This is a genomic window from Pelotomaculum sp. FP (genome assembly GCF_004369245.1).
GTDB classification, from domain to species: domain Bacteria; phylum Bacillota; class Desulfotomaculia; order Desulfotomaculales; family Pelotomaculaceae; genus Pelotomaculum_C; species Pelotomaculum_C schinkii.
This window is the reverse complement of record NZ_QFGB01000061.1, coordinates 1-26619: the sequence shown is the minus strand read 5'-3', so window position 1 is coordinate 26619 and position 26619 is coordinate 1. Positions and strand designations below refer to the sequence as shown.

Below are 26619 nucleotides of genomic sequence, written 5' to 3'. Positions count from 1 at the left end.
GGACCACCCTCTCAGACCCAGATATTGTAATTTTCTGGGCTTAGTTTGTTATATTCTTTTGTCTCGCATAATGAAATATTTTTTCCAATTCTTTTTTAAAGTGGGCTTGACATTTTACCGCTGGGCTCCCTTATATACAGTTTACATGTTTTTTCTGCAAATACTCTAAATCTCCTGCCGGTTTTCTTGAGCAAGGAGCGGGTAGGAGATATTCTTTCTTTTACGATAAAGACAATATTCAACACTTTATCTGTTATTACGACAAAGGAAATATGTTTTAATTTGTAGAAATAGTTTTATTATTTTAGCGGGAGCATTTCTGTAATCGTCAAAGGCTTTTAAAAATTGAATATAAAGTAAAAATTTAAGACTTACAAAGATATTTAAAGATTTGAGATTCCAAAGGAGGAATTATATGGATAACTTAATTTGGGCTACAAAGCAGGAACCAATTGGTGCAATTATATTATTCATTATTCTTTTATTTATATTACTTTTCGTTGTCATGTTGATATCTGATCAATTTAAATATTTAAATAGTAAACAAAAGAAAAATTGTATTTCTAACGTTTTATTAACTCATTTATCTGGTATTCCAAAATTAGAAAATGGTTTTCAAATATTGTTGTATCTTCACAGTGATAGAATCTATATTGGCGATATTGATATTCCATTTTCAGATATTATAAATGTAAAATATTTTACTGACATAGAGATTACGGAAGAACAAAAAAGTGTTATTGGCAGAGCAGTTGTTGGCACAATGTTAGCAGGGCCTTTAGGTGGGATTGTTGGTGGAATGTCAGGGTTGCAATCTTCTAAAATGAAACAGACTGTATATTACCTGGCTATAGACTGTATTTACAAAGACGAGATAATCAATATTCTTTTGGCATTACAACATCAAGCTTTTAGTAATCGTTTAAAAGATATTTCAGAATATGTGAATAAACATATTTAAACTTTTATTTTTGGCAAAAAAATATTAACTGTTCAAACGGAGGCGCAGAACAAAAATGAATCCCAGTGAACTTTACAAGCAAGCGTATAACCTTCACTACAAAGAAGGCAAATCAGAAGAAGCGTTAACGCTCTACAATCAGATTCTAAACGAATTCCCGTCAAGCAAAGAGGCCACCTACTCAAAGAGCCAAATAAGTAATATTGAGGGTAATGTTCAAAAACCTAAGGAAAAGCAGCAGGGACACCAGGAAACAGAAAGACAAGATACAGAATTATCCGAGTATCAAGTTCTAGTAGAAGAACGTTATCCTACGCTTAGGTTCATTGCTTCAATGTACAAAGGCTTAGCAATTTTAGTCGGTGTAATTGTAATTATCACAATGTTTAGAAGCAATGATAATATAGTTTTATTTTTTGGGTCGTTAGTTTTGGGAGCAATTGGTGTCATAACTTTGTTGGCTATGTCAGAAGGTATCAGAGTTTTTATAGACATCGAAGAAAACACCCGGAAATTTACGCTTCAACAATCAAAAAAGTAGGATGAAACAAGGAAAAACTGTGCTCCTTAGATAGATGTAAGGATACAAGGGTGAGATAGTAATGGATACTTTTTCCTGTATTAATTGTAAAACAAAAACAATAATTGAATATAAAAATTATTCTTTTTGGGAGTCTGGAGGTAAACATACTATCTCTAACTTAAAATTTTATGTATGTCCTGAATGCGGTGAGGAATACATAGATTCCGAAACCAGCAGGATAATTGATCGTGAATTAGAAAAAATACAGGAAAACGAATAGAGAACTGTCTCTTATGGGACAGGGTTTTTATTTATTCTTATATATCATTTAGATTCCTTCTTTAAAATCTTGATAAGTTAAGTATTCAATATTATAATAAAATTGACAACTTAATTTATCAAAATCGAGTACTTAATTATCAGGGAAAATAGGGAGCATAAAAACCCTGAAACCCTTGGTATATCTAGGTTTTTAATGGGCGGGTAGTTCAGTGGGAGAACGTCTGCTTGACACGCAGAAGGTCGTAAGTTCAATTCTTATCCCGCCCACCAGTGAAATCAAGCCCTCCGGGGATCGCGTAAAGTGCCCGGAGGGCTTTTTGATGCCCGGCACTCATTTGTCGCAGGCCCCGGCGTTAAAACACTATCAATCTTATCACACAAATGACGCTTTAATTTTTCCGTTAGATCGATATAAATGTCTGCTGTTGTTCTCATTTTTGCGTCCCCCGGGAGCTCCTGGATAGTCCTCAGGTCTTCACTCTGCTCAAGCCAATCTTATGCCAAAAGTGTGCCGCCGGGCATGAAGGTTTACGTCTTCCATATCAGTTTTTTTCGCAGCTTTGAAGCTTCGGTTGAGATTATCCGGCCATATACCAGGGACGAAGTTGCCCGTTGCCGGGTGGCCCCGGTCAAAAAGGGAAGTACCGGTGTACCGGTATTTACGCAACAGAGAACCGGTCAGCGCCGCTCCTGGACCGGATGGTGGTTATTGGAAAGGCTGATGACCTCTCTGACGAAAATGCAGAAGGATGCTTCCAAGCTAGTGTGTGGGCAAGGTTATTCTTTTGCCCAGGCCCGGAGTGATGGGTGTTCTAGGGCGTCTGCCCAGGTTTTTGTGTGGCGGGCTGAAGAAAAATTTAGCTTGTCATATGAAAGCAAACAATAAGAGAAGGGGTTTGTTAAAGCAAAGCCAGCCCTGCCAAGAGGTGGGGTTTTTGTTAATTATTGTCTTGTTTGCAACTTTAAACTCGCCTTGGCTTCTGATAATTTGCGATCAGTAATTTCAAAACCATGTTTTTGGTGAAGCCTTATAAGCCCATTTAAACTTGTTCCGTTTTCTCTAGGGTGTATATAAACAGAGATATAATTGGCGTGAAGTTTATTAAAAGACAGCTCTAAGAAGTGTTTAATTAATATGTCGGCAATTCCATTCCCTCGGAACGCTTTTAAAACGAATAACTTCTGAAGGGTAACCCAGCCGGGAGCTTGTATATCGTAATCAAAGAAACCGACCTCATTCCCTTTATCGTTATAACAACGAACTCTTTGCCATCTGAATCCCACTTTTTGGGCATCTTTGACAAAGGAGTACTCATGCATATCAAGGCCACCCTTCTGTTTATATTCATATATAATGGCAATATCAAACAAACCAAGCGGTTTTATTATTCGTGGACATGGGCGCCTAATGGCTGCCAAGCTTCTGGTATAGGCCTTTTCGGCGTGGTTGAAGTTTACGGTGTTTTCGTTTTTATGGCTTCGTCAACTTTTAATTTGGCAAAAATATTTTTAATTTCTATATCAAGATAATTTGAGTTTTCTTTAAAACTTGCTGTCTTGTAATTATATCTTCCAAGGTAGACAGATGAGTTATCTGGTGTTTGGGTTACTGAAAGTGCGGAATTAATTCTAATAATAGCAGGTGTTCCTGGTTTTATTTTAATGGTTCCGCGTGAAAGTAGGCTGTTTATTTTAATCTTTTGCCCTTTGTACTGAGGTGACATCATCGATAAGTCAATTGTACCTCCGCTAAAAGCTAAATTGTATTCTTCAGCCGGATTTGTAACTTGGATAGTTTTATTGCTGAAAACTATATCACGATTGGATCCTGGCTCAGGCCTATGGAAAAATAATGAGACTCCTACAATAAAGATGATTATAGCAGTTGAGACTATGAAAATTGGTATTTTAACCTGGAAAACATAACGGGCTAAAATTAACAATCCAAGTATTGTTAATAAAATTCCATAAAAGTAATTCAATTGAAGTACCCCCTTCCATTATTGCTATTAGTAGAGTATTCAAAAATGCCAGCTGTTGCTACATGTTTAGAAGGGGGAACCGGTATCAAAGAGGACTGGTCAGGCGATTGCAGAAAGAATATCCCGCTAGCGAAGGTATCTGAGAGGGCTGCCAAGGTGAAGGTCTTCCTTTGTTTAACCATACTGGCAAAAACAGTATTGACAGCGTTGGTGACCACATTTGACCCGGCAGTTCTGCTGGGGTTTAAGTTGCAATCCCAGCCATCTGGGCGCATTGAAGTCCTGAAAGATAAGCTGGCCCAGTTTTTAGCCTGCCAATGGACCTCCGGGGATAGTACGACTACCACGGCAGCAAACTAAATAGTAGACATACAAAAGGCCTCGCTCTCCGGAGCGGGCTTTTTTTGTTTTCTAATATAAATTTCCTACAAAATGCAAGAGATGTCGGTTAATAAGTTAATTGTATATAAGTAGTAAATTTGTTAAAAGGGGCACTGGTTAAAGTGGAAGAAAAGATACTAAATATTTGCAGCAAGTTATTTGATAAGCTCACAATTCTGAAAGGCTACCTCATACTTGGTAAAGAGCATAAAAAGATTGATTATTCATTGATACTAATTAATGAAGTTAATGAAATTGACGCTCTGATATGCGAAATTGTAGATACTGTTAAAAACAATGAATGACGGAAGTTAAGTGGTTTTTGGTTTTAATAATTTTTTTAGTCTTTTTAAGAAAGGAAAGTCCCTGTGAAGGGGCTTAATTATTTTACAAGAATAATGGCGCAATTCCGTTCTTCGTAACGGGGGTTTTTGCGTTTATTTACCTAATATTAATGAAAGCTTAATATACTTTTCAGCTTAATTTAAGAATCTAAGGCTAAAATATAATCAATCGTTGAACTGCTTATTGAACTAAAAATAACCGGTTGTCAGCCGGATGATATACCAGGATCACCTTTTTAACCTCCTTTTTCTTCCTTCTTTTTGCCCGCCTTAAAAGGCGGGTTTTGCCATGAGTAAACTCTGCTGCTAAACGGCTTGCCGGTTGGCTTGTATGTACATGAAGGAGTTCAGTCTCTTCAGCTTTTGTACATGTAGCAACTGTGCAACGTACAGTATAAAAAGGATATGGGTTTACCATATCCTTTTTATACTGTTGTTGTTACGGCATCGGCCGATAGTATTGTTGCTGTTGTGGCTGTGTACGGAAATACTGTTGTTGTGGTTGGATAGGGTTATACTGTTGCTGATATTGTTGATATTGCTGATATTGCTGTTGTTGTGGTTGCATCGCAGGCTGCATTACTCTATACTGGGGTTCTTTCTGTTCTATATAGTTAACACGGCCTCTCAATACCTGACAAACACCTTCAACTTGCTGGTTTAATGCTGAAAACATCTGTTTTGCCATTTGATCCTGTGTGTCCAATGCGAACATTTGTAGATTTGCAGCAGCTGCCTCAAGGCTTGCAAGAGTTTGGTGCATTTTGGTCCCTATTGTCATGAAAGCCACCTCCTATAATTTAAAATCTTTATTTATGATTAACCAAATATTCTATTTTTAAGCTAGTAAAATAACCCATTTGCCTTTGTACAATACCATTCCAGGGGTATTCTTACTCCAGTGGCCCCGTTTTAGATTTCCGCTTGGCAATTTTCACAATGAATGTTGCAACAATAAAGAAACCTAAACCTATGGCAATGGCTATACCAGTCATGGTTTGCCTCCTAAAGGTTTATCAATTTATAATCTACCCAACAGGTTAAATCCAATCCCCGGGGAATATTCCCAGTATAATTTATACTGACCGCCTCTTTCAAATTGCATTTCTACTGGGCTTACTGAAGGCCAGGAAATGAAATATGAATTCACCTCCGGCGGGGAAGACTATCAGCCTTTAAGTGGAGATGAAATAGATGGGCTTTGGGGTTTATCAAGCATCAAATAAGTCGCTTACACAATTTGCTTACGCCGGAGAGGCGTATTCTTTATGGAAACATTTTGAGGGTGAGCGCCCGGGTTTATTCGCCCTCAAACGAGGAACTTATTGATTTCAAAGCATGCGAGAAAAAAATAAATTTGGCAGGAAATAAAACTCTTGTGTTGAATATCCTTTATCAGTAGAAATGTATGCAAATTAAAAAATCATATTTGAAAGAGGGATCTGTAGAATGGTAGAACGGTGGGGGGTTGTTTTTTTATGCCAATAACAGAAATGCTTTGTCGTAACGCGCGGATGTACCCTGACGATACCGCTCTGGTTGAGCGTGAGCCGGCTGTAGACAAGCGAAGAGAGATTACCTGGCTGGAATTTGAAAACTCGGCCAACAGGCTGGCAAACCTTTTATTGTCAAGAGGTATCGGGCAGGGAGACAAGGTTGTTATTCTGATGATGAACTGTCTGGAATGGCTGCCTGTTTATTTTGGAATTCTGAAAACCGGAGCCCTGGCAGTGCCGCTGAACTTCCGTTTTACTGCGGAAGAAATCAGGAAATGTGTAGAAACCGCGCATGCCAAAGCGCTTGTTTATGGATCCGAGTTCCGGGAAAAAATCAACGAAATACGCGGTGTGCTCAGCTGCACCGAAAGCTTTATTTTTGTAGGCGAGGATTGCCCTGAAACCGCTGAAAATTATAACGAACTATTGGCCCAATTCCCTGCCGGCGCTCCTGAGGTTACAATTTACGACCATCATGAAGCCGCGCTTTACTTTACTTCCGGTACCACCGGTATACCCAAACCGATTCTGCTAACGCACGCCAACCTTGTATCGGCCTGCATTACGGAAAACCGCCATCACCTTCAGACACGCGAGGACAATTTCCTTTGCATCCCCCCGCTGTACCATACCGGGGCTAAGATGCACTGGTTCGGCAGTCTGGTTGTAGGTTCTAAAGCCGTTATCCTGCGCGGCATAAACCCCCGTTGGATTATTGAGGCCGTATCGGAAGAAAGGGCAACCATCGTATGGCTGCTTGTCCCGTGGGCGCAGGATATCCTCGACGCCATTGAAAGCGGGGAAATTAACCTTGAGGAATATAACCTTGCTCAGTGGCGGCTTATGCATATTGGAGCCCAGCCTGTGCCTCCCAGCCTGATCCGCAGGTGGCAGAAGTACTTTCCCGGTCAGCTCTATGACACCAACTACGGCTTAAGTGAGGCAACCGGTCCTGGTTGCGTTCACCTTGGAATTGAAAACATACACAAGGTTGGGGCTATTGGGATTCCCGGTTTTAACTGGGAGGTAATGATTGTTGATGATCGCGACAGGCCTGTTCCCAGAGGTAAGGTTGGGGAATTGCTTGTCAGGGGACCGGGCGTGATGAATGGTTATTATGAAAGCCCGGAGGCCACCGGGAATGTTTTGAAGAACGGCTGGCTTCATACCGGAGATATGGCGTGGCAGGACGAAGACGGGTTTATCTTCCTGGTGGATCGCAAAAAAGATATCGTTATTTATGGTGGAGAGAATATCTTCCCGGTGGAAATTGAAGATTTCCTGCAGGCTCATGACGATATCAAGGATGTCGCTGTGATTGGCATGCCCCACAATCGCCTGGGGGAGATTCCCGTAGCGATTGTGGAGACCAAGCCCGGCAGGTTGCTTACAGAGGCTATGGTCATTGAATTCTGTCAAGCTTTGCCCAAGTACAAAAGGCCGCTTAAGGTTTTCTTTGATAAGGTGCCCAGGAACCCCACAGGCAAGATTGAAAAACCCAGACTGCGTATGAAGTATAGTGGCAAGAAAGAGGCCTTTAATCTTGATGACTGCGCCCCAAGCGATAGAAAACTGGCCACTGGTTAGGACAACAGTATCGTTAAAAAGAGCTGGTAAAAAAAGCCTTTCAAAAAACGGAAGGCTTTTTTTGTATGTATCCTTTCAGGGTAGATATTAACGTGGTCGAGAGTTGATAAGGTTTATGAGTTTAAGCCAGTTCCGCAGGTAGACCGGCAGGATGTAGTTAAGGCGCACGTGCTCCCGCCCTTTGGCCCCTAAACGCCTGCCCAGCTCAGGGGCGGCCAGCAGGCGGTCTACCTGAGCGGCTGTTTCTTCCACCGTTTTGGCCGACAGCCCGGTTTTTTCGTCCAGCACCTGGTGGGCCAGGCCTCCTGTAGGTGTGGCCACCACCGGCTTGCCCTTCCACAGTGCTTCGGTGGCGGTCAGGCCGAATCCCTCACGGAGGGACTTCTGCGCCACCACGTCGGCCCGCCTTTGCAGGACGTTTATTGCCAGGTTGGCGTCCGGTGGCAGCGCCAGGACGGTTATGTCCGGGTCATTGTCCGCCTCTAATCGCACATCATCAAGGACGGCCGCTCCTTCGGGATCGTCGTCTGCGCTGCCGCCGGCCAGGATCAGCCGGCATTCCCTGTTTTTCCTGACCAGCTTGAAAGCCTGGATCAGACCGACGGGATCCTTCAGACGGTCGAAGCGAGATACCTGCAGGATTACCGGTGGGCCCTCAGGGTCTATTCCCAGTTTCTTCAACACAGAGTAGTACTCCTCCTGGGATACATCCCTGTTCTTATCGGACAGGGGAGCGATGGCCGGCGGCATAAAATACTGGAGAACCGGCAGGTTCCGGGCATACTCCGGCAGGTGAAAAACAGAAACGTCGCAGGCAGACGCCATGGGCGCCAGAAAATACCAAACCGCCGGAACCGCATAGCGCGGGTCGATGTGGCAATACCACAGCCAGCGACCGCCGGACTCACTGCGGAAGGCAGTCAACCCCAGCGGCTGCTGGTCGTGGATGATCACCAGGTCGTTTTCCTCCGCCACCAGTTGCCGGTTTTTCCGGGCCGTGGCCAGGTAGCTTTCCATCATATCACCGGTGATTTTCACAGGTTGGCCGTGCAGCCCGTTGTGGAACTGCTTGGTAGCGTTAAAAAAGTCCGGGTTCCCTTCCAGCACCGACCATCTTACCAACAGTCCCGCTTCCTGCATCAGCGGCGCCAGTGTGTGCAGTATCTCGGCCACCCCGCCGCCCAGCTTGGTGGAGTTGATATGCAAAACGCTGTAACCCTCTAATTTTTCTCCCAATTCCCTGATTTCTTTTATAACCGAGCTTCCGGCCACATTCTCGTAATCTTTCAACCCTAAGACAGGCATTATTTGTTCTCCTTTTCAATAGTGAGAGTTGCTGAAGTAGTGATTATTGTTATTTCCATGCGACATCTCGTAAGCCTGGTACCGTATGGGTTACAAAACACGCTTACTCTGACGTTAGCAGGGCGACAGGCAGGCTGTGGAACAGACTGGCCAGCGGCAGAGTGTTTTTTCCGTCTTCCCTGTTCGCGTTGAGAACCTCCCCGGTGAATATGTTCAACCAGCGGGTCGGTGACTGTTTGGGCAGAATAAGGACACTGTCTTCCCATGCCTTCTCCGGCAGGAAGCCGGTTTCCGGCAGTCCATCTTCGCAATGGGCTGACCGATTGGATATCTGGAGCTTGGCCAAAAGAAGGGACACTACAGTCAGGCTCCAGCAGCTTTCCAGCCTCCGGGCAAAGGCGCAGGTGTGTTCATGCCCGTGTCCGGTGGCCGCCAGAGGGATATATTCCCCGGTGATGAACAGGTCCCGGTGAGCCCGGCGGAAGTTCAGAGCCTTATAGATAAGATATAGTTTTATCCGGCCGTCCGGCCAGCAGGAGAGCAGGGTTTGGGCCAGGTGAAGCCCGCCGCCGGCTTTCTCATCTTCTTCCTTAAGTTCTGCCAGGAGCCGGACCCGGATCTTAAAATCAACCGGCCGCCGGTTATCCGGGTCCACCAGACTTAAATTCCACAGCTCGGTTCCCTGGTAAAAGTCAGGTATCCCCGGGGAGGTTATCTTGAGCAGCGCCTGTCCCAGTGAGCTTAGCGCTCCGTAATAGGCGGTGATTTTCTGGAATCTGGTGAACTCCTGTAAAAATAAATTCTCGTCCCTGGGCTCCAAAATGGATGTTACGAACTTTTCCAGAGCGCTTTCATATTCGGGGTCGGGGTAAAGCCAACTGGTGTGGACTTTGGCCTCCCGGGCCGCCTTAACCAGGTAGGCCCGGAGCCGGTTCCCGAAATCGGCCATATCTTCTTCTTGTAACGGCCAGGCCCCCACCAGGGTCTGGTAAATAAAAAGTTCAGTGTTTTCGTCCGGTACAGGCCGGCCATGTAAAAGCGGCTTTGGGGAATCGTTCCACTGCCGCCAGCGCTCCACCCGCCGCTCCCATGCGGCGGGGATTTCAGACAGCACGTTGATCCTGGCGCGTACATCCTCGCTCCGCTTGGTGTCGTGGGTGGAGGTGGCGTTGATGGCGCAGGGCCAGCGCTCAATCCAGATCTTGTTGCGGCGGTGGAACTCCTCCACCGGTATGCCTGCGGTCCCCGGGCGGCCTCCAACCTCGTTAAGGGAGACCAGCCGGTTATACATATAAAGGGCGGTATCCTCGCAGCCTTTGGCCATAATGGGTCCGGTAAACTGTTGCCAGCGCATGGTAAAGCGCAGCCATGACGCCCGCTGGTCCGGGGAGAGGTAATCCGGAAATTCCAACAGCAGTACCCGCCTCAGGAACTTGCAGGCCGGGCCGGCAGAAGGATTTCCCTGCACGGCCCCGGCGGCCGCTTGTTCGATGTAAAAACGGTCTTGTGCGGCCACGTTAAAGTCATTTATATAGGTGCGGTAGACACCGAGACGGGCTGTTATTTCCACCAGCGCTTGTTCCAGTTCGGCAAGTGTGAATTCACGGCCCCAGCGGTCCTCTTCCGCCAGACGGCCCAGCCGGTGTGCCAGGGTGCGCGTGTCGCCGGCGAAAAGTTCGGCTATTACCCGCTTTTTTTGGGTGTACACCACCGTCTCAAAATCCTCCCCGGACCCGGTGAGCCCGGTATAAAGCCGGTCCAGCTCCGCTGCCCCGCACCGGTCCACGAAGATACCGTTCAGCGTATTGAGGAAATCGTAGCCCGTTGTACCGCTAACCGGCCAGGCGGTGGGCAGGTCCTCGTTGTCGCCCAGTATTTTTTCGACCACCACGTGAAAGCCGGAAAGGTCTCCCCGGCAGGACAGGCGCTCCTGAAGGCGGGCAAGGTAGGAATATGGGTCGCGCAGGCCGTCAATATGATCAATCCTGAGGCCGGTGACCTGTCCGGACCGGGCCAGGTTCAAAATCAAGGAATGCGTGGCCTCAAATACTTCTTCGTCCTCCATCCGGAGAGAAACCAGGCTGCTGACGTCAAAGAAACGCCTGTAGTTTATTTTCTCCCTGGCGGATCGCCAGAAGGCCAGTTTGTAATACTGTTCCGACAGTAACCCGTCCAGCCGGTCAAAACTCTGCGGGTCACCTTTTTTTCCGTTGAAAACATCAATTTTATGGTCAGTGAAAGTTTTTATCCAGGGATAAGTGTTGTACAAGCGCCAGAAAATAACCCACGCATGTACGAAGTCGGGCGCCGGTTTCTCCAGCATATTAAGCAAACCGGTCAGCTGCGGTAAAGGAGGGCGTCCCTGAACTCCGGCCAGCTCTCTGGACCAGCCGGCAAGAATCCGGCCAGAGGAGCCGGGGCTAAGCGGCAGGCGATGATCAAAGTAGCGGATCCATAAACCATCTTCCGTTGCTTCTAGTGTCAGTTCCTGGTTTTCCAGCGTCTTCCCGTAGGGTTCACCCAGGATGGGCAGCAGCACCTTGCCGGCCGGCCCCGGGCTGATTGGGTTCCAGTCGATGTCGAAAAAACCGGCGTAAGGCGAACCGGGTCCGTTACGCAGGGTATCCAGCCACCACGGATTTTCGGCGCCGGCGGCCATGTGGTTGGGCACTATGTCCAGTAAAAGCCCCATCCCGTGCTGGCGCAAGGTTTCCGTCAGGGCCGTGAAATCCTCCTCGCTTCCCAGTTCCGGGTTTAGACTGGTCGGGTCGGTCACGTCGTAGCCGTGAGGACTTCCCCGCCTGGCTTTAAGCAGGGGGGATGCGTAAAGCTCGGTCATACCCAAGTCTTGCAGGTATGGTACCAGAGTCCGGGCGCCGGCGAAACTGAAATGCCGGTTGAACTGGATTCTGTATGTGGCGGCGGGGGGCCGCGTGCTAAACATTTTGTTTGCCCCTTCGTATGCGAAGTTTATCACCCAGCGCATTAAAACGGTCTACCCATGCCTTTGCCTCCTCATCACCCTGTGCGGCCTTTTTCTTGCGTTCCGGGCATACCGTCTGAAGCAGTCCGTAATAGATGTTTTGCACCTTCCAGAGGTTAACCTCGAAGGGCAGTGAACGGACCAGATCGATAACAGCGTCCAGGTAAGCAATCTGGGAGAGATCGGATTGCTGGTGGAAATGTTCTCCAATCTCCTCCAGACTTTGTTCCAGAACATAGCTGAGGCCGGCCCCGTCCAGCGGAATGTTGGACATTTGGGCCTCTCCCAGGAGGGCTTTGATATAATCGATGTCCAGCATATCAGCGGCAAAAGCCTGGCGGAGGCTGGTGTTTACCATTAATTCAGCGGCCGCCGACAGTGCCCTGGGCTGGGGAGAGTCCATATCCTTTAAGAAATGCATCAGGGAGGCGTGACGGTCGAAAATCTTCCTGTATTCCGCGGTTACCTCGTCCAGGGTGGTTTCCAGAATGATGTCCAGGACCACCCGCTGTTTATCCCGGAAAAGCTGCTTCAGCGAGTAGGTGGCCCCTTCAAAGTGCTGATCCAAAAGCCGGATCACCCCTGTAAAATCCCCGCGTTCGAAGGCTCCGGTCAAGTCTTGCAACATCCGGTTATAGGCCTCCTCGTTCTGGAAGGGCCTGACCCCGCAGTTTACATTGTGGTTGCCTAAATTAATCACTCCGTAACTGATATGCACAGATTCCTGCGTGATTTCTGAAGTAACACGGGCGCGCCCGGCGCACAGCCTGGCGGATCCGGCCAGGCGGTTCTGGTAGTTTTCCCGGTGGACGTTGTAGCAGTATATGCCGGAATAATCGTCGTACGACTCGAACAGGGAGCAGATGGCATAGTGGGCGCCCACTTTGAGCAGGTCCACCATCGCCGGCTGGACGAACTTTTCATAGATATGCGCGCCGTCCCGGTGATCCGGGATGTTGCTTTTGGCCTTGGCCATCATTTCCAGGAAGTCTGGCTCCGGGTCGCTGTTGAACAGCTCCCGGGCCAGTTGGATGACCCGGGCGGCGTACTTAATCACCTGTACGGTCTCGATGCCTGAGATTTCATCAAAGAACCAGCCGCAGCTGGTGAACATCAACATGGCGTGTCGCTGCTGCTCCAAAAGCTTTAGTGCTCTGATCGTTTCCTCCGGGTTCAGCCGGCGGGTGGCGTGTTCCTCCAGGAACTGCTTGATGCTTTCCGGCGACCGCCTCAGGATCACATTGATATAACCGTTTCTGGCTTCCCAGGGATCCCTGAAAAACTGGCGCGCAGTTTCCTGGTACCGGGGGGCCAGGCTGTTCCTGAGCCAGTTCAGTGAGTTCCGCAGGGGAGCCCGCCAGGCCTGGCCCCAGCCGGGGTGCATGCCGGAGTTGCAGCCGCAGTTGCTCCGCCAGCGTTCCACTCCGTGGGCGCAGCTCCAGGCGGTATTCTCAATAATTTCCACCTCGTGGGTGGGCGGGTGCTTTTCCAGATATTCCCCATAGTTGGTGAGCCGGGCCAGGTTGTTGCATTCAATATAGTGCAGGGCGAAGGCCAGGGCCATATCCCCGTGCCGGTGGTGGTGCCCGTAAGTTTCACCGTCGGTGGCGATGTGCACCAGCTGCGGGGCGCCGGAATTTTCGTTGAAAGCGCCGGTCAGCCGCCTGGCAAAGCGTTCACCATTGGTAAGCAGTTTTTCAAATGCCACGGCCCGGGAAATTTCGCCGTTATAAAAGAACACGTTGATAATCCGGCCCGAAGCGGGAATACGGACCTGATAGGGCATGGTGGTGTCAATCCCCCCCGGCCCCGGATCATACCACTGCCCGGCTCCCAGAGAGCGGGCCCGCCTGGCCTGATAGGGCGCCAGAACGATAAAGCGTATGCCCTGCTCCGCCATGATGTCCAGGGTTTCCAGGTCTACCGCGGTCTCGGGCAGCCACATTCCCTCGGGCTTGCGGCCGAAGCGGTATTCGAAATCCTTAAGACCCCAGATTACCTGGGTATATTTATCGCGACGGCAGGCCAGGGGCATGATCATGTGGTTGTACGCCTGGGCCAGGGCCGACCCATGCCCCGAAAAGTTTTGCCGGCTTTGCTGGTCTGCTTCAATAATGGCCTGATAGACCTCCGGTCTTTTTTTCTCCAGCCAGGAAAGCAGCGTGGGGCCGAAATTGAAGCTGATTTTGGAGTAGTTGTTGACAATTTTCCTGATCCAGCCGTCCCCGCTTAGAATACGCGAAACGGTGTTGGGTTCGTAACATTCGGCGGTTATCCGGTCATTCCAGTCGTGGTAGGGATAGGCCGAGTCCTGGAGCTCAACATCCTCCAGCCACGGGTTTTCCCGCGGCGGCTGGTAAAAATGGCCGTGCAGGCAGATATATTTTTCCATTGAGCTTACGCCTCCTTTATGCGCTCAAACAAAAGACAGGCCATGGGACTCAAGGTGATCCACATCTCTTCCGGAGATGTTAGAGCAGCAGGAACTTTGCTTCCCTCTCCCAGCCACTGCTCCTCCGCGGAATCCAGAAGCTTGCGCCAGTTGCCGGCCGGCAGAGGCAGGGAGACGGCGGTCTCCTTATTATGAAAAGAAAAGACAGCGCAGATTTCATCGTCACTGCTCCACCTGCGCAACAAAAGCACCGATGCATAGCCAACGGCATCAGCTTCCATGTCATTGCCGTTGAGGCCGGACAGGACCGGCAGCTCCCGGCGCAGCCGCAAAAGTTCCCGGTAGAACCGGCGCAGCGCGTGGTGACGGCCCTGCCGGCAAAGGCTATGGTCGAGCCGGGATCTCAGAAAGGTCTCCTTATCCTGGGAGTCGGGGACTCCATTTTCCCAGCCGAAGGAGGCGAACTCCTCCCGCCTTCCTTTGCGCGCCGCCTCCACCAGGTCCGGGTCCGAATGGCTGGTGAAATACTGAAAGGGCGCTGTTTCACCGTACTCCTCGCCCATAAACAGCAGGGGTGTAAAGGGAGAGAGGATGAGCACACCGGCGGCCAACTTCAGCCCGTTAAAGGAGACCAGTTGGCTCAGCCTTTCTCCCCGGGCGCGGTTGCCTACCTGGTCGTGATTCTGGGTGAAAACCACGAACTGGGAAGTCTCGCAAAAATGTGCTTGCTGCCCGTGCCGCCGCTGCCGGTAGGCGGAATACTGGCCGGTGTAGACATAACCCAGGCGCAAGGCCCGGACCAGGTGCTGGAGTTGCCCAAAGTCACGGTAGTAACCGCTGTGCTCCCCGGTCAACAGGGCATGCAGGGCGTGATGAAAGTCGTCGCTCCACTGGCCGTCCAGGTCGTACCCCCCAACAGCCCGGGGCCGGATCAGGCGTGGGTCGTTCAGGTCACTCTCGGCCACCACGTAAACCCGGCGGCCCAGTTTATCCCCGGTCCGGTGTGCCGTGGCAGCCAGTTCCTCCAGGAAAGGCAGGGCAGATTTGTCGGTGATGGCATGGACGGCGTCCAGCCGCAGGCCGTCCATGTGGAACTCGGTTATCCAGTAAAGCGCATTTTCCATGAAAAAGCGCCGTACTTCATCGCTGCCGGGCCCGTCAAAATTAAGCGCCTGTCCCCAGGGGGTAAGATAACGGTCCGTAAAATATGGCCCGAAATCCCTCAGGTAATTTCCTTCGGGACCCAGGTGGTTGTACACCACATCCAGAAAAACCGCCAGTCCGTGCCGGTGGCAGCTGTCCACCAGCCGTTTGAGACCTTCGGGCCCGCCGTATGAGTTCTGCGCCGAAAAGGGGTAAACACCGTCGTAACCCCAGTTGCGGCTGCCCGGGAACTGGGCCACCGGCATGATCTCGACAGCGGTGACCCCCAGTTGACGCAGTCCTTCAAGGTGAGGAATAGCGGACTCAAAGGCGCCCTCCGGGGTAAAAGTTCCCACATGAAGTTCATAGAATACCAAATTCTGCCGGGCCAAGCCAAACCAGCATTGATCCGACCATGCAAAGTCATGAGGGTCCACCACCTGCGAAGGGCCGTGAACACCCTGAGGCTGGTGCCTCGACGTCGGATCAGGACGCTCCTTCTTTCCATCCAGGAGGTAGAAGTAGAGACTGCCAGGCTCGACTCCCGCAACTTCTCCATGATGATAGCCATGTTGACCCCTCGTCAGGGGCGCCAAACGCTCCCGGGGGGACACTATATGTACCGCGACATGCTCGGCCAGGGGCGCCCATACTAAAAACCGGCAGCGGCCGTCTCCCTTATAGATGGCTCCCAGACTAACCTGAGCGGTCATGGTTTCATCTCCTCAGGCCATTGATTTTTTGCAGCTCTTCCAGCACTTCGCGGTTTTGGCTAAACTCCTCCAGGGCCAACCGTGCCTTCCGCCGCCAGTTGGGATAGGCCCCAGTGGCGCCGGGGACGTTCTGTGGTTCTGTCTCCAGCCATAAATCCTCAAGATTGACCAGCAGGACTTCAGCCCGGCTGGCGGCCAGGTGCTCCAGGCAGGCCCTAAAAACTGCCTTTAAATTATTGGTGGGTACCTTGAGACGGCCCCGGTGGTATAGAAAAACCGGCAGGGCGGCCCGGTCAAAGGGTCTTTTCCCTTTGTCCAGCCAGAAAGATGCAAAGGGCGGCATGTCGTGAGTATTAAGGGAAGCCAGGGCGCCGGCCGGGGCGTCGCGAAGAAGCTTTCGCGGTTCCCTGGTGTATTCAAAGGGCAATACATACATGCGATATACATTATGCCTGGCCATAGCCGTACGGACACTGCCGGGTACCAATCCCAGGTCCTCGCCCACCAGCAGCGCCTGGTATCGGTGGGATTCCAGGGCCAGGACGGCGTAGAATTCTGCGGCGTTGTAGCGCACGTAAACCCCTTCTCCGGCCGGTAGTCCCCCGGGCACCCAAAAGAGGCGGTGCAGGCCCATTATATGATCGAGGCGCAGGATACCGGAGTACTGGAGATGATTGCGCAGACCGGTGATGTAGTAGCGGTAACCCTGTACCCGGATCCTTTCCGGGTGCAGGGGAGGAAGCCCCCAGTTTTGCCCGCCGCTGAAAAAAGCGTCCGGCGGGGCGCCGGCGCTGGCTTCCGGTACAAAGGCGGTGCGCTCACGCCAGACATCATACCCGTGTCTGTGCACACCCAGGGGAAAATCAAGATACAGGTTTTGTCCGTTTCTTCGGGCCCGGGCCGAGAGATCCCGGAGCTGTTGTTGAGCCAGCCACTGCACATACAGGTGGTAGCGCTCAGCCGCGGGGTCATAGTCCCCCTCCCGCAGGATCCCGTCCCGCATCGGGCCGGGCCAGTCCGTCCAGACTGTGCGGCGTTTTTCCACGGCTCCCCGGAAGCGGGCATAGTCACGGGCTGCGGGGTTTTTTGTCAACCAGCGCTGCAGAGCCTCCTGCCCTCCGGAGTTTGCGGCAAAAAAGGCCTCAGCGCAGTATTCCAGGAGCTTGCGTTTAACTGCCATTGTACGGTGGTAGTCCACCAGGGGCGTAGACCGTAAGCGTGCAAATTCCTCCTGAACTGCCGGGGAATTGAACAGTTCCCGGACCTTTGGGCTGTTTTTAAATTCTTCGGTTTGTTCAACATCAATGTAAAACTCGTTCCAAAACAAGCGGCTGACCGGCTCGTAGGGACTCGGTGAGAAGGGCTGGTCCAGAAAGGCGGCAAGCAATGGCAGAGTACCTACAAAACCTCCTCCCAGATCCCGGACCCAGCTCAGCAGGGCGTCCAGATCGGTGAAGTCCCCGGCGCCCGGACTTCGGGAGGAGTGAAGGGCATAGAGCGGCAGAAAGCACCCCCATACGCGGTGTCCTGTCATACTGGAGGAGGCCAAGGTGAAGGCCCGGCGAGGGGCGCAGATAATTAAAACCTCGTGCCGGCGGGCGGGCAGGTCCAGCGTTAGCCGGTGGTAGCCCCAGGGAAGCCCGGAGGGTAGGGAGAGCCGCCTTACTTCATAATCCATCCCTTCAACCGAAGCTGACTTCAACAGCTGCAGGTCGCCGGGACGGCAAACCCAGCGCGCTACACCGCCGTTTTCCAACTCCATCCGGCAATCGGCAATGTATTCCCGCCATGATAAAGGGAGCCGCAGTTCCAGGTGAACCGGTTTTTTATCCCACGACACGGCCACCGGTTCACTTAAACGGTCCCAATGTTCTCGAATTCTTTCACGGAGCGCCCCCGGCAAACCGGACAGGCCCATAAGCGGCGCCCCCAGTGCACGCACCGCCGCCAGCAGCGAGTCCGGCGCGGCCAGCCGGCGGTGTCCATCTATATCCAGGTAACCTGTCTCTATTCCGTATAAACGGCAAAGCCGGTGAAGCAAGCGAATTTCTTTTTCCAACCCCATAATCAATCCCTACCGAGCTTTAAGTTATAGCGATAAGCCTTATAGCATTAGGAATTAGCAAGGATTTACCATTCCTTTTGGTATACTTACTTCTGATTCTCAAAATATTATCTCCCGCATGTAGTTCCTGTATAATAATTTTTATAACACCTGCCGATACTGTTTGAGTAATATTACCAGGCAGATCAACAAGGAGCCCTAATACCCGCTCTGTCAGACCGGCAGTAAGGTATAATAAAGGTTGTAAAAAGTATTGCTTCCGATGGGGCTTTTCCGGCAAGATTATACGCTATGTTTTGAAAGGAGTTTCAACTATGAGGATTGATGAGGTAAGAGAGTATTTCCTGGATAAGCCTGGTGTAGTTGAAGAGATGCCATTTAATATTCCGGTTCCCGTATTTAAATTGGAGGGAAAAATATTTGCTTTGATAAATTGTCATCAGCCGGACAGAGCAAGTATCAATTTAAAATACTACAAGGAAGTCATTGAAAGCTTGAGGGAGGCTTATGAGGAGGTAAAGCCTGGTTATCATATGAATAAAAGCCATTGGAATACTGTTTACCTGGACGGTAAACTTGAGGACAGGTTTATTAAGGATTTGATTGATATTTCTTATGAGTTGGTGTTTAAGACATTAACAGCAAAAAAACAGAAAGAAATTAGAAGCATAGGAATTACAAAATAGGTTAAGCCATGAGTTACTGAACGTTGAAGGAAACTTGTTTATGGCAGCCGTTTTTTCAGTTCATAAGTTTATATTTATAAGTTCGCGCGTAAAACCCCGCTCCTCGTGGGCGAGGATGTAAGCGCGGTATTTTAGAGGGGTTCGATACCCCTCAAAAATACAATTACACCAACTTCTGATTCTCGATATACTTTTGATAGTTTCCGCAGACGCCGCGCCTGCAGTTCCCACATAGTAGCCTTTGCTCCATAGTCCAGCCCCCCAGAATCTGCGCTTTTTGAGGTTTGGGAACTTCACTGCGGTAATGCTCTTGATAGTCTTAACCACCTCTATAGGGCTGACATACGGTTTAACCGATACAAACACGTGAATGTGATCCGGCATTACTTCCATAGTAAGGACTTCACTTGTAATGGTCGCAGATATTGTAAATCAGCTTTTTTAGATAGGTTTCTATCTGGACTGTAAGGACTTGGTGACGGTATTTGGGACACCAAACAAGATGATAATAAATGTTATATTTGCTATGACTGGTGGTTTTTGTTTTCAATGCATAATTTCTCCTTTCAAAAGATTGCATATAAGATTATACTAAATCATATAGATCAATCTTAATAGGAGAAATGCTATGCCAGCTATCACCAAAACTATATCCGTAAGACTCCATGATTTAACAAAAACCAAACTGGAAGCATTGCATGACTTACTTAACATCAGTGCAGACTTATCACGTTACTACATTGCTAAGATGGAAGCATTAAACACTCAATCAAAAAAAGTCCTGCACAAGGAAACATACAACGAAGTTAAAGGTATGTTTTCTGCCATTCCTACAGGATTAATTCAACTATCAGGGACAAGTCACTGGAAGCATACAAGTCCTACAAAGCCAGGGTAAATAAGGGTAAAAAAGCCAGTCTGCCGATATTCAAACATCCGGTAGTCAGATTTGACAGCAGGACATTTACACTTCACAAAATAGAAACTTGTTTCCCTTACTTTGTATCAGTAAGTACCCGGCAAAAGCGTGTTATGCTGCCTGTAAAGTCTGGAAGTTTTCAAGCTGAAATATTGGACAGGCTTGTCTCTGGCGTATACAAATTTTGCACCGCTGAACTATCTTTTAGCTATCGTTTAAACTGCTATATCCTGAATATCAGCTATAAATATGACGTGCCGGAACAGGCTACATCAGCCTTCATGGGTATTGACCTTGGTATTACTAATCTCGCTGTCCTTGCCGTGCCTGGACAGATAATCAAATTTTTTAGCGGCAAACGCTATAATCAAAAACGCGACCACTATGCAGAACTTCGGCGTAAACTCGGCAAGAAAAAACTGCTTAAAAAGATTAAAGCTATCGGCAACAAAGAACATCGCTATACGAAGGACGTAAACCACAAAATCAGCAGGCAGATCGTAAATATTGCTATACAGTATAATGCAGTTATCCAGTTGGAAGATTTGTCCAACATAAGAGGACGAGTTCAGTTCTCGCGCAAAATAAACCGTAAACTGCATAACTGGAATTTCGACCAATTACGTTCCTTCATAGAATACAAAGCCCTTGCCGAAGGGCTGAAAGTGGTACGAGTAAGCCCGAAATATACATCACAAGGTTGCCATATGTGTGGGGTCATACTGAAAAAGGTAATCGGCCAAATCAGGCCACTTTCCAGTGTAAAACCTGTGGCTACCAGGTAAATGCAGATTTCAATGCAAGTATGAATATTGCTGTAGCTGGCTAACATGTCGGCCACAGTGGGCTACAGTGAATCTAGCCCAGCCGTAAATGGCTGCCGTCAGGCCTAAACTCGCAGACGGCTAACCGGGGAGCAATGGGAAGCTACTGTTTCACGCAGAAGGCTTGGAGTTACCACCGGAAGCCACGGGCCTTGTGCCTTTGGTAGTTCACGCGTTATAATTCAGTCAATACTTATTTATAAGGAGAGGTCAGGATGGGGATCAATGATATAGCCCGTCAGGTCAAGGAAGCTTCCATTAAGCTGGCTGCAATGGAAGCGGAGCACAAGAACAGGGCTTTGGCGCAGATAGCCAGGTCTTTAACTGAACGCGAGAACGAAATTGTCAAAGCCAACCAGGAGGATTTGAAGCGGAGCGTAAAGGAAAACCTTCCGGAGCCTCTGTTAAAAAGGCTGAAGTTCGATCAATCAAAGATAGCGGATGGCGTTGACGGGATCAACAGCCTGATTAAGTTGGAGGATCCTGTCGGCAAGACGCTGCTTTCGACCGGGCTGGACGATGGTCTGGAATTATATAAAGTTACTTGTCCGATTGGGGTAATCGGAGTGATTTTCGAGTCCAGGCCCGATGCCCTGGTGCAGATTTCTACCCTCTGCCTGAAAAGCGGCAACTGTGTGCTGCTTAAAGGCGGCTCCGAGGCCATGGCGACCAACCGGATCCTGGCAGACGTCATTACGAAAGCAACTGAAGAAGCAGGAGTCCCCGCCAACTGGCTCAAGCTTATGGAGACCAGGGCGGAAGTCAGCGAAATGTTGAAGCTGGATGAATATATCGACCTGATTATACCCAGAGGCTCAAATGATTTTGTCAGATATATAATGGATAATTCGAGGATACCGGTAATGGGTCATGCGGACGGCATATGTCACTGTTATGTCGATGAAGCTGCCGGGCTGGATATGGCGGTTAACATTGTGGTTGATTCAAAAACCCAGTATGTGGCCGTATGCAACGCGACGGAAACCCTGCTGGTGCATGAAAAGGCTGCCGCCGGATTTCTGCCCTTATTGAAAGATGCTCTAGAACAAAAACAGGTGGTGATAACCGGCTGTCCCAGGACACAAAAAATTATTCCTGTGGCTCCGGCCACAGAACAGGACTGGAAGACGGAGTACCTGGACTACAAGCTGTCGATTAAAGTGGTAGATGATGTTGATGAAGCGATCAACCATATTAATTATTACGGCTCCGGCCACACTGACAGCATCATTACGGAAAGCGAGGAAAATGCGGCTCGCTTCATGGCCCTGGTTGACTCGGGGAATGTTTTTTGGAATTGCTCCACCCGCTTTAGCGACGGTTTCCGCTACGGTTTTGGCGCTGAAGTGGGAATAAGCACAAGTAAAATTCATGCCAGGGGTCCGGTAGGTCTGGAAGGGCTGGTTATTTATAAATATAAGTTAATAGGCAAAGGTCATGTTGTAGCGGATTACTCTAACAGAGTAAAAACATTCAAGCATAACAAATTGGATAAAAAATTCCCTTTATAAATTAATAACCTGGGGTTAGCTAAATTTTTGTTATAATCGGCTGTTAGATATGTATTGGTTGACATCAAAAGGACGTTGCACTGACACTTTTCGACGTCAACAATTGGTAAACTGACACTTTTGCATTCTTGTACAACCACTCTCCAGTAATATACTTTTATCATCTTTCGGCAGAACCCCCACTTCCAAAGTGGGGGATGAATGCCGGTTACCGCCCCGGAACATTGTTTCAATCGCTGGCATTTTGTGGTACAATGAAAGTGTGACGTAGAGTGCGTGCAAAGGAACACGTCCAGGCGCAATAAGAAAAATCTTAAGCAGAAACGTCATTGTCGCGGATTAAACCAAAAGATGAGCCAATGGCCATTCGGGTTGTTGCTGGCTTATCTTACATATAAGCTGGCTGCTCTTGGTATCGACCTGATCAAGATCGATGAGAGTTACACTACGCAGACATGCCCTGTCTGTGGTCGGAAGAAAAAGCCTTCCGGCAGGACGTATCAGTGTCATTGCGGGTACATATGCCATCGGGATGTGCATGGCGCAAGGAATATCTACGCCAAGCACAAATATGGCGAGATTCGCACACTGGATTGGAGTGTCGAAAACATCAAGTATCTACGGCCTGCTTCGTGAGAAGTAGAAAGTAGTAGAAGCCTGGAACCGGGCCCGATGGGAGGCAAAAGCCGTTTGTACCATTGTTGTCGGGAGAATCGGCAGGAAGGAAAGCATCCTTTGTGGATGAGGCTACCTGAACAGGTTGCTGCCAGAAATTCTTACCGGTAAGCTCCCTGAAGCCCCCACTTCTACAAGCGGGAGAGGTTCACAAGGGGTTTTCGCCAGCCATTATTTTGTTCATTGTCCGCACGGCGCACATCTTGCCACACATGGTACAGGAGTCGTGGTTCTCAGGCATGGACTCCGACCGGTAAAGTCTGGCCTTCTCCGGGTCCAAAGCAAGTTCAAACATCCTCGTCCAGTCCAAGCGTCGCCTCGCATCGCTCATCTCGTCATCCCATTTCCTGGCCCCTGGCACCCCTTTGGCAATGTCGGCAGCATGAGCAGCAATCCTTGAGGCGATAATGCCCTCCTTCATATCATCCAAAGTGGGCAGGCGCAGGTGTTCAGCCGGAGTTACATAGCAGAGGAAATCCGCACCATGGGCTGCTGCCAAAGCCCCCCCAATAGCGCTGGTAATGTGGTCATAACCGGGAGCAATGTCGGTAACCAGCGGCCCCAGCACGTAAAATGGGGCGCCGTGGCACAGCTTCTTTTCGAGCAGCATATTCGTAACAATTTCGTTTAAGGCCATATGGCCGGGCCCTTCGATCATCACCTGGACATCCCTTTCCCAGGCCCGCCTGGTCAATTCCCCCATGTTGATTAACTCCTGGATTTGTAAGGCATCAACGGCATCCCTAAGGCTGCCAGGGCGGCAGGCATCACCCAGACTGATGGTGACATCATAATGCCGGCATAGATCCAATAGATCGTCGTAAAACTCGTAAAAAGGATTCTCCTGGTCATTCATCGCCATCCAGGCGAAAAGGAGGGAACCGCCCCTGGAAACTATGTTGGTAAGCCTCGGGTTTTTCTTTAACCTGGCCACAGCCTCCCGGTTGACCCCGGCGTGGATAGTCATAAAATCCACCCCGTCGCGCGCGTGTTTCTCCACTACTCCCAGGAACTCCCTGGCGGAAATATTTTTAAGTTCCCGTTCATAAAAGCCCACAGCATCGTAAATGGGCACGGTGCCAATCGCAGCGGGTGAAATCTCAACCAACCGCCGCCTGAATTCCCCGGTCTTGCCGTAACAGCTCAGATCCATTATGGCGTCCGCCTGCAGCTTTATAGCCCACCTCACCTTTTCCAACTCGGCTTCGATATCGCAGCAGTCCTTCGAAACCCCCAGGTTGACATTAATTTTCGTCTTAAGGCCCTGGCCAATGCCGCACGGATCCAGGGATGTATGGTTTTTATTAGCGGGAATCACCACCCGGCCCTGCCCGATCAGTTCCCGTAGGACATCTGGACTCACCTGCTCCTTATATGCTACCGCCTCCATCTCCTTCGTGATTATTCCCTTACGGGCTGCTTCCATTTGTGTCGCATAGTTCAAGTGTTAAACCTGGTTTCTGAAAGCTAAACAAATCTGATTTATACAGGATAATCCAGATTTCATTAGATTTCTCTCCCGCCGACTAACGGGAGGCAGTGTCACAGGATTCAACTGCTTAGCTATGGACTTTCGCCCATATTCCGAGTGGCTCGCCTTGCGCTCACCGCCTGGCCCAGGGATGGCCAGTACTGCCCGGAGGGGGTGTTACCCACCGCCTGGTCGTTACTTGCGGCAACAGCCTTTCGCTGCGTGTACTGTGCCGCACCGCAAACTTCATGGCCAAGAGGGTTTACCTTAGCTCACCAGTTGTTTCCTGTAATGATGCCAGGAAACCAGGCTTTTCACCTCCTGTTTGGTATGTTTTTTAACAGCAGCAATTGCTGCTTTCTTGATTACGCTCCACTGCTTCCAGTTGGTTAACAACGTGAAGCTCTCTTTTTTCTTGACGTACTTTTGCTCCAATTGTTTAGGTATCTTTTCGTTACTGAATCCTAAGCCGCGCCTGGCTATTACGTAAGCTGCCGCCTCATGATTCGAGATCCCGTGCTGCTGTTGATATTTCAGAATACCAATGACCGAGGTGAACGGCGGCGGCACTTTTGCCAGGTGTATTCCCTCGCGGGCGGCTTTGCGTTCTACTGCCTGCAGGAATTTCGACCACATAAAACCGTTGATTATCCGGTTAAACTTGGCTGTTACGGACTTGTCGTTTTTAAACTCCAGGTTCTCTACGGCGAGGACGCAGTTTAACCGTTTTGCCAAATCTACCACCATGGCTGCAGCCTCGCCGATCAGCTTATTCCGCCGGTTGCTCCGTGCATATGTCCATTCTCCCTGCGGTATCCAAAGGCTTTCTTTGAATTGCCCTAGGTAGTCTGCATGGGTTATGCCCAGACCATCGGGGTTGGTATCCACTCCGATAACCCCGTTATAGGCTGTGTATTGTACCGGCGCTTCTTCTTCAATGGTGACGTGAATGTAATAACAGCCGTTCTTCCGGATAATTTCCACCTGGTAGGCGCTGCCTGTTATTAAATAGTCTATAACCATCTGCCGGTAGTTGAGCCCGTTGATCAGCCCTGTCTTCTTGGAAGGCTTATAGGCCAGATAGACCGGGACTGTGATTCGGTTGTAACGGATAGACTTTTTTGTCTCGACCGGCTCTGCTGCTATATCCAGGTAGATGATACCGTCTTTGGCATATAGCCGGGTGTTCAGGTTGCCGCCCTTGGTCTTATCACCCCTGGAAAGATAACGGTTGCTCCGGGCGTCCTGCCACGTATCAAGGGTAATGTTGCCTTTGCATCTCTGATGGAAGAGTCTCTTCCCGCCGAATACCACCGACGGAAATGTGCCGGCATCAAGGTGCTTCTGCCAAAATGCCAGTTTCCTTTCTTCTTTGTCCAGTCGCTTTTGCAGGTTGTCTTTCTTTCTGGGGGACCTGGCTTTTTCCAGACGCTTTCGGGTGAATTCCACTTTCTTTGTAGCATTGGCATGGTTTAGCTTTACCAGCTCTTTTTGTGATGAAATAGTTGCCTGGGCATCGTGCACCGTGTCGTTGGCCTGGCGGGAATTTAGGTTGAATTTACTTTGTACGGCCAAGCGTATGTCCTGGGTTTTCCAACCATCCAAAAGCCTTTTAAAGCCCCACCTTACGGCGGCGCAATAGCGTCCCATGAGGTTGTCGAGGAAGGTTTTTTGAACTTCCGTGAGCTGGAGAATGACGCCCCTAACCGTGGTTTTCACAGGCAGTCACCTCCTGCTCAATAAGCCAGGTCAGCTTTTTTGCCACTCTCCAGCCACGCTTACCGTATATCCTGGCGGAAAAACTAGAAGTCATTATTTGTGATTCCTTGTACCGCCTATGGCCGCCAGGTGTAAGCAGTGGTTTTAATTTCCCTTCTCTTTCCCAGCAATGCAACGTATGAGGCCATACATTTAATAACTTTGCTAGCTGGTGAGATGTTAACAGCTTTTCCATTGACACCACCTCTTACCATCACCCTAACAGAAACACTTGTTCGGTGTCAATGGTTTATTGGTTTATTTTTACTTTTGTTTAATTAATCTGTAGCTGCTTCAATCCTCCTTGTATGAAAGTAACTTAACAAACAAAAAGCCCACCCGTTAGGGTAGGCCTCTGATATGCTGCTACTGCTCCAAAAATAACAGCTTCTGCTTCCCTACGCTGGTATTACCCAGATCAGGTTCAGAGGGTCGAGATTCCTCTCTCTCAGCCACAAGGCGCCCCTAGCTCATTATTCAATTATATATAAATTATATCAAATCTAACAACTACTGTCAACAGCTATCAGCAGGTCTATGACAAGTATTTACAGCGGTATTCCGTGGATGCAATGAACGTTAATAAGTCTATAGCCGCTTTATTATTCGTTGGATCAA

22 protein-coding genes, 1 tRNA gene, 2 pseudogenes and 1 riboswitch are annotated in these 26619 nt (G+C 49.2%); of the genes and pseudogenes, 13 read left to right on the top strand and 12 right to left on the bottom strand.

Going from position 1 to position 26619, the window contains the following annotated elements; translation table 11 throughout:
- Positions 1 to 415 precede the first annotated feature (415 nt).
- The 5 genes from Psfp_RS17855 to Psfp_RS17835 all read left to right on the top strand — a co-directional run bounded on the left by Psfp_RS17855 (position 416) and on the right by Psfp_RS17835 (position 2652).
- Positions 416 to 961 carry a hypothetical protein gene (locus Psfp_RS17855; protein WP_134219878.1) on the top strand — a complete coding sequence of 182 codons (546 nt, stop codon included), beginning with the start codon at positions 416 to 418 and terminating at the stop codon, positions 959 to 961.
- 55 nt (positions 962 to 1016) lie between these two features.
- On the top strand, positions 1017 to 1502 hold the full coding sequence (locus Psfp_RS17850) for a tetratricopeptide repeat protein (RefSeq protein ID WP_134219877.1): 486 nt from the start codon (positions 1017 to 1019) through the stop codon (positions 1500 to 1502).
- A 61-nt stretch (positions 1503 to 1563) separates the two neighbouring features.
- Positions 1564 to 1764, top strand: coding sequence for a YgiT-type zinc finger protein (locus Psfp_RS17845; protein WP_134219876.1), 201 nt, complete (start codon positions 1564 to 1566; stop codon positions 1762 to 1764).
- Between the two features lie 197 nt (positions 1765 to 1961).
- Positions 1962 to 2036, top strand: a tRNA-Val gene (locus Psfp_RS17840).
- 250 nt (positions 2037 to 2286) lie between these two features.
- Positions 2287 to 2652, top strand: a complete 366-nt coding sequence (locus Psfp_RS17835; RefSeq protein ID WP_134219875.1) for a hypothetical protein — start codon at positions 2287 to 2289, stop codon at positions 2650 to 2652.
- A gap of 56 nt (positions 2653 to 2708) precedes the next feature.
- Here the strand turns inward: Psfp_RS17835 and Psfp_RS17830 are convergent, their stop codons facing one another.
- On the bottom strand, positions 2709 to 3137 hold the full coding sequence (locus Psfp_RS17830) for a GNAT family N-acetyltransferase (protein ID WP_192895516.1): 429 nt from the start codon (positions 3135 to 3137) through the stop codon (positions 2709 to 2711).
- Positions 3138 to 3220: 83 nt separating this feature from the next.
- The gene (locus tag Psfp_RS17825) at positions 3221 to 3748 is read right to left on the bottom strand and encodes a hypothetical protein (protein WP_134219873.1); all 528 of its coding nucleotides are present in this window, start codon (positions 3746 to 3748) and stop codon (positions 3221 to 3223) included.
- A 45-nt stretch (positions 3749 to 3793) separates the two neighbouring features.
- Between Psfp_RS17825 and Psfp_RS17820 the strand changes: the two genes are divergently transcribed.
- Both Psfp_RS17820 and Psfp_RS17815 read left to right on the top strand, forming a co-directional pair.
- Positions 3794 to 4108: a hypothetical protein gene (locus Psfp_RS17820; RefSeq protein WP_134219872.1), complete on the top strand. Its 315-nt coding sequence runs from the start codon at positions 3794 to 3796 to the stop codon at positions 4106 to 4108.
- A gap of 143 nt (positions 4109 to 4251) precedes the next feature.
- Entirely contained in the window at positions 4252 to 4434 is a 183-nt protein-coding gene (locus Psfp_RS17815) for a histidine kinase (RefSeq protein WP_134219871.1), read from the top strand.
- A 478-nt stretch (positions 4435 to 4912) separates the two neighbouring features.
- On the opposite strand, the gene Psfp_RS17810 is transcribed toward Psfp_RS17815, so the two are convergent.
- On the bottom strand, positions 4913 to 5254 hold the full coding sequence (locus Psfp_RS17810; RefSeq protein ID WP_134219870.1) for a DUF1657 domain-containing protein: 342 nt from the start codon (positions 5252 to 5254) through the stop codon (positions 4913 to 4915).
- 697 nt (positions 5255 to 5951) lie between these two features.
- On the opposite strand from Psfp_RS17810, the gene Psfp_RS17805 reads away from it, so the two are divergent.
- Positions 5952 to 7556 (top strand): AMP-binding protein, encoded by a 1605-nt coding sequence (locus tag Psfp_RS17805; protein ID WP_134219869.1) that lies wholly within the window; start codon positions 5952 to 5954, stop codon positions 7554 to 7556.
- Positions 7557 to 7643: 87 nt separating this feature from the next.
- Here the strand turns inward: Psfp_RS17805 and Psfp_RS17800 are convergent, their stop codons facing one another.
- The 5 genes from Psfp_RS17800 to malQ all read right to left on the bottom strand — a co-directional run bounded on the left by Psfp_RS17800 (position 7644) and on the right by malQ (position 18151).
- The gene (locus Psfp_RS17800; RefSeq protein ID WP_192895515.1) at positions 7644 to 8861 is read right to left on the bottom strand and encodes a glycosyltransferase; all 1218 of its coding nucleotides are present in this window, start codon (positions 8859 to 8861) and stop codon (positions 7644 to 7646) included.
- A 103-nt stretch (positions 8862 to 8964) separates the two neighbouring features.
- Complete coding sequence (treY, locus tag Psfp_RS17795; protein ID WP_134219867.1) at positions 8965 to 11805, bottom strand: malto-oligosyltrehalose synthase; 2841 nt, start codon at positions 11803 to 11805, stop codon at positions 8965 to 8967.
- Positions 11798 to 14236, bottom strand: a complete 2439-nt coding sequence (locus Psfp_RS17790) for a DUF3536 domain-containing protein (RefSeq protein WP_134219866.1) — start codon at positions 14234 to 14236, stop codon at positions 11798 to 11800. Before Psfp_RS17790 ends, treY begins: the two co-directional genes overlap by 8 nt.
- A 5-nt stretch (positions 14237 to 14241) precedes the next feature.
- Positions 14242 to 16092, bottom strand: a complete 1851-nt coding sequence (gene treZ, locus Psfp_RS17785; protein WP_134219865.1) for a malto-oligosyltrehalose trehalohydrolase — start codon at positions 16090 to 16092, stop codon at positions 14242 to 14244.
- A 4-nt stretch (positions 16093 to 16096) separates the two neighbouring features.
- Entirely contained in the window at positions 16097 to 18151 is a 2055-nt protein-coding gene (malQ, locus tag Psfp_RS17780) for a 4-alpha-glucanotransferase (protein WP_243120774.1), read from the bottom strand.
- A 320-nt stretch (positions 18152 to 18471) separates the two neighbouring features.
- Here malQ and Psfp_RS17775 point away from each other — a divergent pair, with 320 nt between their 5' ends.
- Positions 18472 to 18843 (top strand): MmcQ/YjbR family DNA-binding protein, encoded by a 372-nt coding sequence (locus tag Psfp_RS17775; RefSeq protein ID WP_134219863.1) that lies wholly within the window; start codon positions 18472 to 18474, stop codon positions 18841 to 18843.
- A 60-nt stretch (positions 18844 to 18903) separates the two neighbouring features.
- Here Psfp_RS17775 and tnpA read toward each other — a convergent pair.
- Positions 18904 to 19423 (bottom strand): annotated as a pseudogene (tnpA, locus tag Psfp_RS17770) (IS200/IS605 family transposase).
- 48 nt (positions 19424 to 19471) lie between these two features.
- Here tnpA and Psfp_RS17765 point away from each other — a divergent pair.
- The 4 genes from Psfp_RS17765 (at position 19472) to Psfp_RS17750 (ending at position 22733) form a co-directional block, all read left to right on the top strand.
- A complete protein-coding gene (locus Psfp_RS17765; RefSeq protein ID WP_134219862.1) occupies positions 19472 to 19741 on the top strand; it encodes a hypothetical protein in 270 nt (89 codons plus the stop codon).
- Complete coding sequence (locus tag Psfp_RS17760) at positions 19681 to 20547, top strand: transposase (protein WP_348981159.1); 867 nt, start codon at positions 19681 to 19683, stop codon at positions 20545 to 20547. The genes Psfp_RS17765 and Psfp_RS17760 overlap by 61 nt, the downstream gene beginning before the upstream one ends.
- Before the next feature lie 254 nt (positions 20548 to 20801).
- The gene (locus tag Psfp_RS17755; protein ID WP_134219860.1) at positions 20802 to 22097 is read left to right on the top strand and encodes a glutamate-5-semialdehyde dehydrogenase; all 1296 of its coding nucleotides are present in this window, start codon (positions 20802 to 20804) and stop codon (positions 22095 to 22097) included.
- A 351-nt stretch (positions 22098 to 22448) separates the two neighbouring features.
- Positions 22449 to 22733 carry a zinc ribbon domain-containing protein gene (locus tag Psfp_RS17750; RefSeq protein ID WP_134219859.1) on the top strand — a complete coding sequence of 95 codons (285 nt, stop codon included), beginning with the start codon at positions 22449 to 22451 and terminating at the stop codon, positions 22731 to 22733.
- A 187-nt stretch (positions 22734 to 22920) separates the two neighbouring features.
- On the opposite strand, the gene thiC is transcribed toward Psfp_RS17750, so the two are convergent.
- The 3 genes and pseudogenes from thiC to Psfp_RS22575 form a co-directional block, all read right to left on the bottom strand.
- Complete coding sequence (gene thiC / locus Psfp_RS17745) at positions 22921 to 24216, bottom strand: phosphomethylpyrimidine synthase ThiC (RefSeq protein WP_134219858.1); 1296 nt, start codon at positions 24214 to 24216, stop codon at positions 22921 to 22923.
- 294 nt (positions 24217 to 24510) lie between these two features.
- Entirely contained in the window at positions 24511 to 25962 is a 1452-nt protein-coding gene (locus Psfp_RS17740) for an IS200/IS605 family accessory protein TnpB-related protein (RefSeq protein ID WP_134219857.1), read from the bottom strand.
- Positions 25963 to 26065: 103 nt separating this feature from the next.
- Positions 26066 to 26197, bottom strand: a pseudogene (locus tag Psfp_RS22575) (MerR family DNA-binding transcriptional regulator); the annotation flags it as partial.
- Between the two features lie 182 nt (positions 26198 to 26379).
- Positions 26380 to 26478: riboswitch (TPP riboswitch) on the bottom strand.
- Positions 26479 to 26619 lie beyond the last annotated feature (141 nt).

Coding starts and splice junctions, on each gene's coding strand:
- Psfp_RS17775 (WP_134219863.1), top strand. CDS start 18,472: ATGAGGATTGATGAGGTAAGAGAGTATTTCCTGGATAAGCCTGGTGTA.
- Psfp_RS17800 (WP_192895515.1), bottom strand. CDS start 8,861: ATGCCTGTCTTAGGGTTGAAAGATTACGAGAATGTGGCCGGAAGCTCG.
- Psfp_RS17805 (WP_134219869.1), top strand. CDS start 5,952: ATGCCAATAACAGAAATGCTTTGTCGTAACGCGCGGATGTACCCTGAC.
- Psfp_RS17850 (WP_134219877.1), top strand. CDS start 1,017: ATGAATCCCAGTGAACTTTACAAGCAAGCGTATAACCTTCACTACAAA.
- treZ (WP_134219865.1), bottom strand. CDS start 16,092: ATGACCGCTCAGGTTAGTCTGGGAGCCATCTATAAGGGAGACGGCCGC.
- Psfp_RS17820 (WP_134219872.1), top strand. CDS start 3,794: ATGCCAGCTGTTGCTACATGTTTAGAAGGGGGAACCGGTATCAAAGAG.
- Psfp_RS17855 (WP_134219878.1), top strand. CDS start 416: ATGGATAACTTAATTTGGGCTACAAAGCAGGAACCAATTGGTGCAATT.
- Psfp_RS17765 (WP_134219862.1), top strand. CDS start 19,472: ATGCCAGCTATCACCAAAACTATATCCGTAAGACTCCATGATTTAACA.
- Psfp_RS17755 (WP_134219860.1), top strand. CDS start 20,802: ATGGGGATCAATGATATAGCCCGTCAGGTCAAGGAAGCTTCCATTAAG.
- Psfp_RS17810 (WP_134219870.1), bottom strand. CDS start 5,254: ATGACAATAGGGACCAAAATGCACCAAACTCTTGCAAGCCTTGAGGCA.
- Psfp_RS17790 (WP_134219866.1), bottom strand. CDS start 14,236: ATGGAAAAATATATCTGCCTGCACGGCCATTTTTACCAGCCGCCGCGG.
- Psfp_RS17750 (WP_134219859.1), top strand. CDS start 22,449: ATGAGCCAATGGCCATTCGGGTTGTTGCTGGCTTATCTTACATATAAG.
- treY (WP_134219867.1), bottom strand. CDS start 11,805: ATGTTTAGCACGCGGCCCCCCGCCGCCACATACAGAATCCAGTTCAAC.
- Psfp_RS17835 (WP_134219875.1), top strand. CDS start 2,287: ATGAAGGTTTACGTCTTCCATATCAGTTTTTTTCGCAGCTTTGAAGCT.
- Psfp_RS17845 (WP_134219876.1), top strand. CDS start 1,564: ATGGATACTTTTTCCTGTATTAATTGTAAAACAAAAACAATAATTGAA.